The sequence below is a fragment of the Alkalilimnicola sp. S0819 genome, assembly GCF_009295635.1.
GTDB lineage: Bacteria > Pseudomonadota > Gammaproteobacteria > Nitrococcales > WHIW01 > S0819.
Genome location: NZ_WHIW01000011.1, coordinates 46,149 through 59,097 on the forward strand (window position 1 = coordinate 46,149; position 12,949 = coordinate 59,097).

A 12,949-nucleotide genomic window follows, 5' to 3' on the forward strand; every position below is an offset into this window, starting at 1 on the left:
CTTTGTCCCGGACCCCGGGTGCAACCGAAGGGCAGCCGCGGCTATGGGTCGCTCTTACCGGGAGACAGGGGGCATTCCGTTCAGCGGTTCGCCGGCCAGGCCAGCCGCAGGCCGGCGAAGATGTGGCGTTTGTGCGCCTCGTAGAAGTTGCGAAAGCTCGGCCTTTGCACGGCGGGCCAGGTATGCGGCCCATGCCCCCGCAGCACGAAGTGCGCGCCGTCGAACCAGGGCTCGGAGTAGCCGCGGTAAGGGTAGGCCTGAAATCCGGGGTAGGGATGAAAGGCCCCCTGGCACCACTCCCAGGCACCGCCCACGCTCTCCAGCAGTCCGGCACGCCGGGCGGCCTCCCACGCGTATTCGTCCACCAGGCGAGCGCCGGCCCAGCGGGCATAGGCCTGGGCTTCGTGGTGGCTCAAACCCTGCACGGCTGCGTAGGGCTTCAAGGGCGCGGGGCCGTCGGGGCCCAATTGATACCAGCGGCCGCGGGATTCGCACCAAAGGTCCGGAGAACCCACCCCGCTCGTTTGCAGCCAACGCCAGCCGTCGGCGCTCCAGTATTGACGCTCCCGGTAGCCGCCGGCCGCCATGAAGGCGCGGTACTCGCCATTGCTCACCGGGTGGCGGGCGATGCGGCAGGCATTCACGGACACGCGCCAGGACGGGCCTTCATTGTCATAGTGCCAAGGCGTGTCGCTGCCCAGCAGGTACTCCCGGCCCGCCAGGGTGACCGTGTCCGCTGACGGCGCCCGCACGGCGCAGTCCGGCCAGTCGCCCTCGGCCGCCGGGCAGCGCCTGGCCCGGATCATGGCGATGGTCTCCAGGTGCTGGCTGTGGTGCTGGACGAGAAAGCGCAGCAGGTAGTCCCGCGCCATCAAGGGGTGTCCACGGCCGGCCTGTGCCTGCAAGCGCGCGAGGGTGCCTCCTTGCACCGCCTCCGCCCAGCCGAGCAGTTCTTCGCGCGGCGGCAGCTGCGGAGCGCGCTCAGCCTTCGGTGCCCGTTCCGGGAAATACAGGCCGTAAAGGGGGCGGCTGCGGCGGGTATCTTTCAGCACCCGCTCTTCCAGCCAGTACAGCTCGATGAAGCAGCAATGTCCCAGGTGCCAGCCCAGGGGGCTTAGATCCGGGTGCTCCCGGGCGCGCATGCCGTCTTCGTCGGTGTCCTGGACGGCCTGGCGCAAGGCCTGTTGGCAGCGGGCGAGTTCCGCGAGCCAGCACTCGCGGCTCGCTGTTTCAGCGTTCAGCGCGGCTCGACTCATAAGGCGGCAAGGCTGGGCGGCTCGTCCGGATCCAGCACCAGCAGATGATGAGGCGGCACGCTGCGCCAGAACTCCGGGGCGGTGAGCGGTTCGGAGGCCACCAGCTGGCCGCCCGGGAAGCTTTCCTCATCGGTGCTGTAATAGAGGCTGGCGCAGTCACGATTGATGGCGTGGCGCAGGGCGTAGATCCGCCGCCCGTCGCTCAGCACCAGGCTGAGCAGGGCGGTGCTGTCCTCGCACCAGTGGGCAAGCCTCTGCACCAGCTGCATCAGCACCTGCTCCAGGCTCGCGTCCGGTTCTTCGCGCAGCAGTTGGCGCAGCACGGCGAAGAGGTATTCTGAATCGGTGTTGCCGTGGATGGCGGCCTCGATGTCCGGCTGCAGCCAGCGGCGGATGCGGGCCCGACCCTCGGTGGCGAAGCGCTCCAGAAAACCGTTGTGCAGAAACAGCAGCTCCCTGTCGTAAAAGGGCTGGGTGTTAGCCAGGCCTGTGGCGAAACCTTCAGTGGCGCTGCGCACCGCAGCGAGCCACAAGGGCTCGCGCAAGCTGCGCCCCAGGGAGGGCAGGTTTGAATCGGCCCAGATGGGCAGCACATTGCGATAGATGGCGGGCTGCCCGGCCGGGTCATACCAGCCCAGGCCGAAACCGTCGGCGTTCAGCACCGCTTCCTGCATTTCCCGCGGTGCCCAGGACTGCTTCAGCAGGCTGTGTTCCGGCTGCAACAGAAAGTGCTGCAGCTCCACGGCGGGGCCTAGATAAGCGGCGAGACGACACATGCGGGCAGCTCCCAGACGTTTCCTGCCATGATGGTAACCTGAGCCCATGCCCAAGGGAGAACCGCTAATGACTGCAGCGCGTCCGGATGTGGTGAGCCAGGAAAATCGCTTCAGCTTCCGGGTGGTGCCGCCCGCGCGGCCGGTGCCCAGCCTGGCGGAGGATGTGCGCAGGGGCTTTGCCAGGCCCCAGCGGGAACTGCCGCCGAAGTATTTCTACGACGAGGCGGGCTCGCAGCTGTTCGACCGGATCTGCGACACCCCCGAGTACTACCCCACCCGCACCGAGGCGGAGCTGCTGCGCGAACATGCCGGGGAAATCATCCGTCAGGCCGCCCCGGAGCAGCTGATCGAGTTCGGCAGCGGCAGTTGTCGAAAGACCCGCCATCTGTTGCAGGCCTGCGCCGAGCAGGGTTTCGCCCCTCTTTTTCAGCCCTTCGAATTCTGCGAGAGCATGCTGCGCGAGTCGGCCGCGGACCTGCTGCGCGACTACCCCTGGCTGCGAGTGAACGGTTTGCAGGGGGATTACACCGCGGGCCTGCAGACCGTGCCGCTGCCCCCCGGGCGGCGTTTGTTCGTGTTCCTGGGGGGCACCATCGGCAATTTCACCCCCGAGCAGTCGCGGCATTTCCTCACCGAGCTACGCGAGCGCATGGCGCCGGGGGACCACCTGCTGTTGGGGGCCGATCGGGTCAAGGCCGTGGAAGCCCTGGAGGCGGCCTACGATGACGCCCAGGGACTGACGGCCCGCTTCAACCTCAATGTGCTGCGCGTGCTGAACCGTGAACTGGGTGCGGATTTCGAGCCCAAGGCCTGGGCGCATCAGGCGCGATTCGACCCCGGCCATTCCCGCATCGAGATGCATTTGCGCGCCCGTAGCGCCCAGACCGTGCGTGTCACGGCGCTGGGCGAGCAATACGCCTTCGCCGTCGGCGAGAGCATACGCACGGAGATCAGCCGCAAGTTCACCGTGGAGGCGCTGCATCAGGAGCTCGAGGGCGCGGGGCTTGCGCCCGTGGGCCACTTTGAACCCGCGCAGAGAAGTTTTTCGCTGTTGCTGGCCAGGCCCGCCTGACTGCCGCGAGGCCGCCGCAGGGTGCCGGAGGTTCGTTGCCGGGCCGGGCTTTCCGCCCTGTCATCAAGACGTCACACCGATGCGACAGGATGCGCTTGCCCTGATTCCGGAGCGAGCCATGTCCCTCAGCATTGCCAGCCCACGTCCCCGATCCATCCTGCGCAAAGCGCTGCTGCCGCCGCTGTTGCTGTTGTCACTGATGCTGGCCATGGGATTGACGTCCTTGGGAGTTCTGGATGATCTGAATCGGCGGGTGGACGAACTGGATGCCAGGTTCGCCCCGCGGGTGGCAGCGCTGACCTCGCTCACCGAGGCTTTGTACCTGGAACGCCTGGCGGTGGAGCGCCTGCTGGCGCGCATGGATGAGGACAGCGAACAGTTATGGCGTTCGCGCCAGGCGGAGGTGGGCACCGCGCTGGGGGAGCTGTCGGTGGCCCTGGAAGGCACGGTCTGGCGGCAGGCGGGCGCACGGCTCCGACAGCGCCATCAAGACTACTCGACACTGTTTGCCGATCGGGTGCTGCCGGCGCTTCATCGGCTACTGCACCTCAACCGTTCGGTGGTTGTGGCGCGCGGCGGCGGTGCCGCCGAACAGCTCGCCCTGATGGTGCAGGAGGCGTTGGCCCAGGAAGAGGATCTGTTCGCCGATCTGGGCGGTCAGGCCCTGCGTGCCTTGCTCAATGCCCGGGTGGCGCTGCAGCGTTTCGCCGCTGAAGGCAATGCGGCCCAGGGCGCGGGGGCCGCCGAGCAAGTGGCGGACGTGGGCGCCTTGCTGGATACCGTCAACGCCTTCGTTTTCTCCGATTATGTGGCGCTGGAAATGCGGGACGTGCTCGCGCACTGGGCGGCGGTGACCACGGCATTCGAGGAAATGCTGGCCCTGCGGGCGCAAAGCCGCGCGCTCATCGTCGGGGAGCTGAGCACGCTGGGGGAGGCCATGACGGATCAGGCCCGCAGCTTGCAGGCCGAATCCTTCGCGGCAATGACCGCCATGAACGCTCAGACCAGCGAACAGGTCGCGGGCACCCGCTGGACCCTGTCCCTGCTGCTGGGGCTGGCCGTGGTGGGTGGCCTGGGCGTGTCCTGGTTGGTGACCCGCAGTTATCTGCGCCCGCTGATTCGCTTGAAGACCTTCATGAGCGAGCTGGCCGACAATCTGGCGGCGGGCCGATTGGCACTCTCTGCGCGGGCGGAAGTACCAAGTCGCGACGAGGTGGGGGAGCTGGCCTGCCACATCAATGTCTTTCTTGCCGCTCTGCAAGAGGTCGCGATCACCCTCGGCCGAGAGAGCACGGCTCTGGCGCGGGCCTCCGGGGAATTGCTGGACAGCACTGGCGCCGGCTGCGAGGACATGGCGGCTCAGCGCGGGGAGCTGGATCAGGTGGCGGGCGCCATGATCCAGATGAACGGCGCGGCCGAGGAGGTCGCCCGCCATGCCGCCCAGGCCGCCCAGGCCGCGACCGAAGCGCACGGTCAGGCCCGCGAGGGTGAGGCCGTGGTGGAAGATTCCCTGCTGGCGCTGGGTGAACTGCTGGGGGTGGTCAACGAGGCGGGGCAGGCCATGGAGCAGCTCGGCCGTGACAGCGAGACCATCACCGAAATCACCGAAGTCATCGCCAGTGTCGCCAAACAGACCAATCTGCTGGCGCTTAACGCGGCCATCGAAGCGGCTCGCGCCGGGGAGAGTGGGCGGGGGTTCGCGGTGGTGGCCGATGAAGTGCGGGAGCTTGCCCGGCGCAGCAGCGAATCCGCCCAGACCATAGAGCAGCGCCTGGCGGGGCTGCGCGCGTCCATGGGGGCGGCCTTGCAACGCATGCGCGGCAGCGGCGAACAGGGTCAGCGCGCCAGGGAACAGGCGGAGCAGGCGGCGCGGGCGTTGCGCGGCATACAAGAAGCGGTACGGCGTATCGACGGCATGAGCGCGGAGCTGGCCAGTGCCGCTGAGCAGCAAAGTCAGGTAAGCGCAGGGGTGAGTGAGCGCACGGAGCAGATCCGCGTTCTTGCCGAGCGCACCGAAACGGGTGCGCTGAAGGGGCGGGAGGAAAGTCAGGCGCTGGCCGCGCTGGGGGCACGCCTGAAAGGCCTGGTGAACCGTCTGAATGGCGGTGTCGGAGCGGATGAGGCGGATTCGAAAGCCCTTTGTGCCTCAGCGCGTGACCTGATCCCTTGGCCGAGCGAGGGGCGAAAGGCCCCTCTCCATCCGATCCAGCGCAAGGTGGCCTGAGCGGTGTTTCCCTAGAAAATCCAAATCAGCCCCAGCGCGATGGCCCGCGGGTCCCCACCCAAGGTGGTCTTGAGTTCATCGCCGTGGCCACCGTCCACGCCCTGGTAGCGGGCCGCCTCGCCGTTGCGGGTCTGGGTGTAGACCGCGTACACGGTGGTGCTGGGGTGGATCTTGTACTCGCCGCCGACGGCGTACATGTCGGCGCTTGAATCATCCACGTTGCCGTAGTCCTCGGCGTGCAGCCACTGGGCCTTCAGGGTGGCCTTGCCGGTCAGTTTCAGCGCCACATGGGCACCGTAGGCGGCGCGGTTCAGGGTATAGGTGCTTTCGCCGGCATCCCCCGCGTCGTAGTCCTCGTAGAGCGCGCCCACGCGCACCCGGCCGAAGTCGTAGCCGGCGCCGAGCCGATAGCCGCTGACCTTGTCGCCTTCCGTGGCCACGGCCTTGTCGATATCCAGTGCCGAATATTCCTCGTAGGCCAGCCCCAGGCTGAAATTGCCCGGTGTCCACAGCGCACTGACGCTGTACATGTCGTGGTCATTGTCATCGCGGCTGCCGTTGTTTTGCTGGTCCGCCGAATACATGGCGCCCAGCTGCAGCTGCTCGAAGAAGCTCTTGCGCCAGTACAGGGCGTTCTTGCCCCGGGTGTCCATTTTCGAGCCGAACTGGGCGCTGGCGCCGATCAGTGCGCGATGATCCCCCACGGTGTCGCCGAAGGTGAGGAATTTACCGCGCAGTTGCTTGAAGGGCGTGTCGTGGTAACCCACCAGCACATCCCCCATGGGTCCGCGCAGGCCCACGAAGCTGTTGCGGGTGCTCCAGAAGTCATCGCTGGAATCGGTCAGGTCCACGCCCTGCTCGATCTGGTAGAGCACGCTGAAGCGCTCGTTCAGGCCGTATATGCCCTTGAAGCCCAGGCGGCTGGAGTTGCTGGAGACCACGAAATCCGTGCCCTCGCCACTGGCGTCCGGGTCGAAACCCGCGATGGCCACGTTCAGCTTGCCGTAGATCTCCAGTTTCTCGTCGATGACCTGCAGGGCAGGGGCGCTGACGGGCAGGCTCAACAGCAGGCTGGCGGTGATCAGGTGCCTCTTCTTCACGACCGGGCTCCTCGTGTGGCGGCTTCCAGGGGGCCCCGCGGGGGCGTTGCGCGCATGGTGTCACAAATCTGTCATGATGTTGCGCTGTAATGCGGGGCATTGCAGGTAATGGGCAAGAAGTAGCATGGCAAGAATCCTTATAGTCGAAGACGAGGCGGCCATCCGGCAGATGGTAGGCCTGGCGCTGGCGCGGGCCGGTCATGAGGGGCGCGAGGCCGCCTCCGCCGAGGCAGGTATGGCCATGCTGGAAGACAGCGTGCCGGATCTGGTGCTGCTCGATTGGATGCTGCCGGGCATGAGCGGGGTGGACTTCGCACGGCGCCTGAAACGCCACCCGGCCTACAAGGATGTGCCCCTGATCATGCTCACCGCGCGCGGCGAGGAAGAGGACCGCGTTCGGGGGTTGGACGTGGGGGCGGATGATTTCGTTACCAAGCCCTTCTCCCCTCGGGAGTTGATGGCCCGCATCAAGGCGGTGCTGCGCCGCGCCGCCCCGGCGGCGGCCGATGAGCCGGTGGAGGTGGCCGGGCTTACCCTGGACCCGGTGGCGCACCGGGTCTGGACCGGGGAGCGCACCCTGGACATGGGGCCCACTGAATTCCGCCTGCTGCACTTCTTCATGACCCACCAGGACCGGGTGTTCAGCCGTGCGCAACTGCTGGACAATGTCTGGGGGACCAATGTCTATGTAGAGGAGCGTACCGTGGACGTGCATATCCGCCGCCTGCGCAAGGCCATCGGCGAGCATGATCGGCTGATTCAGACCGTGCGCGGCGCCGGCTACCGCTTCTCCACCCGGGCATGATTCACGATAACCCCTGGCCGCGCACCCTGCGGCGCTGGTGTTACGGCCTGGCCCTGGCTGGCCTGATCGGCTGGGGGCTGGGGCTTGCCGCCGAGGCTTTGGCGCTGGCGCTGGCGCTGGGTCTGCTCTGGCAGTTTCGCTACATCGCCCGGCTGGAGTACTGGCTGCGCAAGGATTCCCGCTTCGAGCCGCCCCACGGCCGAGGTCTGTGGGAAGACATCTTCGACGGCATCTACCGCATGCAGCGCCGCCACCGCACCCGGCGGCGACGGCTGGGCGCGCTGCTGCACGCCTTCCGTGAATCCGTGGATGCGGTGCCCGACGGGGTGCTGGTGCTGGACGAGGGGGGCGAGATGCGCTGGTGGAACGATGCCGCCGAGCGCCTGATCGGCGTACGTTGGCCCCAGGACCGGGGACGACGCCTGGATAACCTCTATCGCCATCCCGAGATGGTCAATTTCATGGCCTCGGAGCCGGATGAGTCGCGCAACCTCGCGGTGCCCGCGCCGCTGGACCCGGAGCTGATGCTGGATATCCGCCTGGTGCCCTATGGCGAGAGCCAGCGGCTGCTGATTGCCCGGGATATCACCCGGCTGAGAAAGCTGGAGGAAATGCGCCGGGACTTCGTCGCCAACGTTTCCCATGAACTGCGCACGCCCCTCACCGTGGTGCATGGGCTGGCGGAAACCCTGGCCGAGCCCGAGAACGGGCTGAGCGAGCCGGATCGGGACATGCTCGGCCTGGTCCTGCAACAGACCCGACGCATGAATCGTCTGGTGGACGACCTGCTGATGCTCTCGCGGTTGGAAACCGGCCCCCGGCCCGCGGCCGGGGAGGTGGTGGATGTAGCGGACATGTTGCGCGCCCTGGCCGAGGAGGCCCAGGCGCTGAGTGGTGCGCGCGCTCACCAGATCGAACTGCAGATCGACAGTGAGCGTGGCCTGCGCGCCGATGCCAACGAGCTGCGCAGCGCGTTTTCCAACCTGGTGCACAACGCCGTGCATTACACCCCGGCCGGTGGCCGAGTGACCCTGCAATGGCAGTGCGACGCCCAGGGCGCACGGTTCAGCGTGATCGATACCGGCATCGGTATCGCGCCGCAGCACATTCCCCGCCTTACCGAGCGTTTCTACCGGGTGGATCGCGGCCGCAGCACCGCCACCGGCGGCACCGGCCTGGGGCTTGCCATCGTCAAGCACATCCTGGGGCGCTATGACGCGCATCTGGAGATACGCAGCACCCTGGGCGAGGGCAGCCGCTTCTGCTGCCACTTCCCGCCCGAAGCCGTCACCCCTGAGTCCTGATCGAATCCGATCCCCCCTTCTTGCATGAGCCGCTCCTGCGCGGGAAAGCCGCGTTGGCCAGCGGCCATGCCTCACGGTCTGTTGCGCGCACGCAACGGTGACGTGCTTTTACAACAGGCATCATCAAACTGTCTCGAAGCTGTAACGGAAGCGTAACAGCCCAGGCTCATCATCGGCTGCGGTTGCGGGGGCAGCCCCGTGTTCTTACCGACACGAACCCTAACGAGCCTGAAGAGGACATCATGAAGAAAACTGCAATCGCCGCGGCCATCGCCGCCGTCGTCGCCCTGCCGAGCACCGCTGGTGCCTATGAAATCATCGGCAAGCACCTGGAGGTGTATGGCAAGGCCCACGTGTCCGTGGACTTCGCTGACAACGACCGCGACAGCGCCGTGGCCATCGCCAGCAACTCGAGCCGCCTGGGTTTCAAGGGCGTTACCGCCGTCAGCGATCAGCTGGACGTGCTCTACCAGATCGAATCCAAGATCGTGTTCGATGAAGGCGGCGCCAACTTCGCCGGTCGCAACACCTACGTCGGCCTGGGTGGCGATTTCGGCAAGGTGCTCATCGGCAACCAGGACACGCCCTTCAAGGGTGTGCGCGGCACCTTCGACCTGTTCGGCGACACCGTGGGTGATGCCCGCAACCTGCTGGGCGTCTACGCCGTGGGCACGGCCGTTTCGGATATCGGCAACCGCCGCGCCAAGAACAGCATTCAGTACCTTTCGCCGAGCATCGGTGGCTTCGCCGCGAAGGCCATGTACTCCAGCTCGTATAACGACACGGAGCTGCCGGGCGGCATCGAGGACAACGACTTCGATCTGTACAGCGTCAGCGGCAGCTACAAGCTGGGTGGCCTGACCCTGGCGGCCGGTTACGAGCGTGCCAACTCGGCGCTGAACAACGACGAGTCCGACGGCTACCGCCTTGCCGCCAACTACAAGTTCAACGCCTTCACCCTCGGTGCCATCGCCGAGCGTATCGAGCGTGGCAATATCGAACGCGACGCATACGGCATCAATGGCGCGTTCAGCTTTGGCCCCAACAAGCTCAAGCTGCAGTACGTCTACGCCGATGAAATCGACGGCATCGACGACAGCGATGCCAGTCAGCTGACCCTGGGCTTCGACCACAAGCTGGGCAAGAAGACCACCCTCTACGCCGCCTACAACCTGCTCGACAACAACGATGCCGCGGGCTACCGCATCAAGGGCGGCCACGACACGGATGTGTACGAAGTCAATGCCGTGGGCGATGACGTCAGCGCCTTCTCCATCGGTCTGGTTCACAGCTTCTAAGACCGCCCCGGCGCCCGCTTGGCAGCGGGCGCCCTCTCTGTAACTTGACTGTCACATTTCTTACATAGAATGCGCAGCCATCGCCCCCAGCGGGCACTGCGCCTTCAACAGCAGGAGTCGCCAGCATGTTGAAAAGCTTCAAATCCGTAGGCCTGGGTCTGGTTCTGGGCATGAGCGTGGGCAGCGCCTTCGCCGCCGATATCGCCGGCGCCGGCGCCAGCTTTCCGTATCCCGTCTACGCCAAGTGGGCGGACGCCTACCACAAGGCCACCGGCAACCGTATGAACTACCAGTCCATCGGTTCCGGCGGCGGCATTCGCCAGATCAAGGCCAAGACCGTAGACTTCGGCGCCTCCGACGCCCCGCTGACGCCGGACGAGCTCGCCGAGGCCGGTCTGATGCAGTGGCCCATGGTGATGGGCGGCGTGGTGCCGGTGGTGAACCTGGACGGCATCGGGGCCGGTGAGCTCAAGCTCTCCAACGACGTGCTCGCCGATCTGTTCCTGGGCAAGATCACCAGCTGGGACGACGAGGCCATCGCCGCGCTGAACCCGGGCGTGGACCTGCCGTCCCGTCGCGTGACCGCCGTGTATCGCTCCGACGGTTCCGGCACCACCTTCGTGTTCACCGACTACCTGGGCAAGGTCAGCGAGGAATGGAAGCGCGAAGTGGGAGTCGGCAAGGCCGTGGCCTGGCCCACCGGTGTCAGCGGTAAGGGTAACGAGGGTGTAGCCTCCTACGTGGGTCGCATCAAAGGCGGCATTGGCTACGTGGAGTACGCCTACGCCCTGCAGAACGAGCTGCCCCACGTGCAGCTACGCAATCAGGCCGGCCAGTGGGTCAACCCGGGCAGCGAGAGCTTCCAGGCCGCCGCCGCCGGCGCCGACTGGGAGCAGGCCGAGGGCATGTACCTGGTGCTGACCAACCAGCCGGGCGCCAAGAGCTGGCCCATCACCGCCGCCACCTACATCCTGATGCACAAGCAGCAGGACAAGCCGGAGGCCGCTCGCAACGCCCTGGATTTCTTCAGCTGGGCTTTCGAGAACGGCGACGAGATGGCCGATGAGCTGCACTACGTGGCCATGCCGGACTCGGTGGTGAAGTTCATCGAGCAGCGTTGGAAGAATGAGCTGACCGACACCAGCGGTCAGCCGGTACTGCGCTGACACGCGCAAACGGTAGACGCCCGGGGCCACTGAGGCTCCGGGCGTTTCTCACTTTCGGGAGATCGGGATGACCCAGGCAGTCGAGAATGCGCAACCGGGCCGGGCAGCGGACGGAATGCCCGACGGCAAGGCGCGCAGCGACCTCATCGAACGGATCTTCGCCTGGTCCACGCGCCTCGCCGCCGCTGGTGTGCTGGTGTTGCTGCTGGGTGTGATGATCTCGCTGATCGCCGGCGCGCTGCCGGCGCTGCGGGAGTTCGGCCTGGGCTTCGTGTTCACCGAAGTCTGGAACCCGGTCACCGAGGAGTTCGGCGCGCTGGGGCCGATCTACGGCACCCTGGTGACCTCGCTGATCGCCATGCTCATCGCCGTGCCGGTGAGCTTCGGCATTGCGCTGTTCATCACCGAGCTGTGCCCGCTGTTCCTGCGCCGCCCGCTCGGGATCGCCATCGAGCTGCTGGCCGGCATTCCCAGCATCATCTACGGCATGTGGGGCCTGTTCATCTTCGCCCCCTGGTTCGGTGACCACGTGCAGCCCTGGCTGATCGACAACCTGGCCGGCCTGCCCGGTGTGGGGTTCCTGTTCGACGGCGCGCCGCTGGGTATCGGCATGTTCACCGCCGGGCTGATCCTCGCGATCATGGTCATCCCCTTCATCTCCGCCGTGATGCGCGATGTCTTCGAAGTGGTGCCCCAGGTGCTGAAGGAATCCTCCTACGCCCTGGGGGCGACCACCTGGGAAGTGGTGCGTCAGGTGGTGCTGCCCTACACCAAGGTCGGCGTGGTCGGCGGTATCATGCTGGGCCTGGGGCGCGCCTTGGGCGAGACCATGGCAGTGACCTTCGTCATCGGCAATGCACACCGCATCGACCCCTCGCTGTTCATGCCCGGCACCACGATCTCGGCCACCCTGGCCAATGAATTCGCCGAAGCCGACGGGGTGCTGCACACCTCCTCGCTGATGGCCCTGGGGTTGATCCTGTTCGTACTCACCTTCCTGGTGCTGGTGGCGGCGCGCTTGTTGCTGCTCAAGCTGCAGGCCGGCGAAGGCAGGAAGGTCTGAGGTGCTCATGAAGCTCTATACGCGACGTCGCCTGATCAACGGGTTCAATCTGGGCATGTCCCTGTTGACCATGCTGTTCGGCCTGTTCTGGCTGGCCTGGATACTCATTACCCTGTTCCAGCAGGGCTTCGCGGCCCTGGACTGGCAGGTGCTCACCGAAAGCACGCCGCCGCCCGGCGGCAGCGGGGGGCTCGCCAACGCCATCGTCGGCAGCGCCATCATGACGGCGCTGGGCATTGCCGTCGGCGGGCCCATCGGCATCCTCGCCGGCACGTACCTGGCCGAGTACGGCCGGGGCAGCAAGCTCGCCCAGTTCATTCGTTTCATCAACGATATCCTGCTCAGCGCGCCCTCGATCATCGTCGGTCTGTTCGTGTTCGGCACGGTGGTGCTGATGATGGGCAGCTTCTCGGGGCTGTCCGGCGGGCTGGCGCTGGGGATCATCGCGTTGCCGGTGGTGGTGCGCACCACCGAGAACATGCTCGGCCTGGTGCCGGTGCGACTGCGCGAGGCCGCCGCCGCCCTGGGCGCGCCCGCCTGGATGGTGATCGTGTGCATCTGTTACCGCGCCGCGCTGCCGGGGCTGGTCACGGGGGTGCTGCTGGCCATCGCCCGCATCTCCGGCGAGACGGCGCCGCTGTTGTTCACGGCCCTGAACAACCAGTTCTGGAGCACGGATCTGAACACGGCCATGGCGAACCTGCCGGTGACCATCTACCAATTCGCCATGAGCCCTTATGACGATTGGCGGGAGCTGGCCTGGGCCGGCGCGCTGCTGATTACCATGACGGTGCTGCTGATCAGCATCATCGCCCGCGTCTTCCTGCGACAGAGGGGTGGCCGCTAATGGAGACCACGATGAACGATGTGAACATCAAGCGGGGG

Annotated in this window: 11 protein-coding genes; 8 read left to right on the forward strand and 3 right to left on the reverse strand. The window is 66.3% G+C overall.

Going from position 1 to position 12,949, the window contains the following annotated elements; translation table 11 throughout:
- Positions 1–80: 80 nt before the first annotated feature.
- Entirely contained in the window at positions 81–1,256 is a 1,176-nt protein-coding gene (locus tag GBG68_RS10250; protein ID WP_152146961.1) for an SUMF1/EgtB/PvdO family nonheme iron enzyme, read from the reverse strand.
- Entirely contained in the window at positions 1,253–2,032 is a 780-nt protein-coding gene (gene egtC / locus GBG68_RS10255) for an ergothioneine biosynthesis protein EgtC (protein WP_152146964.1), read from the reverse strand. The genes GBG68_RS10250 and egtC overlap by 4 nt, the downstream gene beginning before the upstream one ends.
- A 67-nt stretch (positions 2,033–2,099) precedes the next feature.
- On the opposite strand from egtC, the gene egtD reads away from it, so the two are divergent.
- Positions 2,100–3,104 carry an L-histidine N(alpha)-methyltransferase gene (gene egtD, locus GBG68_RS10260; RefSeq protein ID WP_152146965.1) on the forward strand — a complete coding sequence of 335 codons (1,005 nt, stop codon included), beginning with the start codon at positions 2,100–2,102 and terminating at the stop codon, positions 3,102–3,104.
- Positions 3,105–3,222: 118 nt separating this feature from the next.
- Complete coding sequence (locus tag GBG68_RS10265) at positions 3,223–5,328, forward strand: methyl-accepting chemotaxis protein (RefSeq protein ID WP_193222300.1); 2,106 nt, start codon at positions 3,223–3,225, stop codon at positions 5,326–5,328.
- A gap of 11 nt (positions 5,329–5,339) precedes the next feature.
- Here GBG68_RS10265 and GBG68_RS10270 read toward each other — a convergent pair whose 3' ends face one another.
- Entirely contained in the window at positions 5,340–6,428 is a 1,089-nt protein-coding gene (locus tag GBG68_RS10270; protein ID WP_152146969.1) for a porin, read from the reverse strand.
- 124 nt (positions 6,429–6,552) lie between these two features.
- Between GBG68_RS10270 and phoB the strand changes: the two genes are divergently transcribed.
- The 6 genes from phoB (at position 6,553) to pstA (ending at position 12,911) form a co-directional block, all read left to right on the forward strand.
- Positions 6,553–7,233, forward strand: coding sequence for a phosphate regulon transcriptional regulator PhoB (phoB, locus tag GBG68_RS10275; RefSeq protein WP_152146971.1), 681 nt, complete (start codon positions 6,553–6,555; stop codon positions 7,231–7,233).
- Entirely contained in the window at positions 7,230–8,537 is a 1,308-nt protein-coding gene (gene phoR, locus GBG68_RS10280) for a phosphate regulon sensor histidine kinase PhoR (protein WP_152146973.1), read from the forward strand. The genes phoB and phoR overlap by 4 nt, the downstream gene beginning before the upstream one ends.
- Before the next feature lie 242 nt (positions 8,538–8,779).
- The gene (locus GBG68_RS10285; RefSeq protein WP_152146975.1) at positions 8,780–9,835 is read left to right on the forward strand and encodes a porin; all 1,056 of its coding nucleotides are present in this window, start codon (positions 8,780–8,782) and stop codon (positions 9,833–9,835) included.
- Positions 9,836–9,960: 125 nt separating this feature from the next.
- A complete protein-coding gene (pstS, locus tag GBG68_RS10290) occupies positions 9,961–11,001 on the forward strand; it encodes a phosphate ABC transporter substrate-binding protein PstS (protein ID WP_152146977.1) in 1,041 nt (346 codons plus the stop codon).
- A 67-nt stretch (positions 11,002–11,068) separates the two neighbouring features.
- Positions 11,069–12,064, forward strand: coding sequence for a phosphate ABC transporter permease subunit PstC (gene pstC / locus GBG68_RS10295; RefSeq protein WP_226801765.1), 996 nt, complete (start codon positions 11,069–11,071; stop codon positions 12,062–12,064).
- 7 nt (positions 12,065–12,071) lie between these two features.
- The gene (gene pstA / locus GBG68_RS10300; RefSeq protein ID WP_152146979.1) at positions 12,072–12,911 is read left to right on the forward strand and encodes a phosphate ABC transporter permease PstA; all 840 of its coding nucleotides are present in this window, start codon (positions 12,072–12,074) and stop codon (positions 12,909–12,911) included.
- Positions 12,912–12,949: the final 38 nt, after the last annotated feature.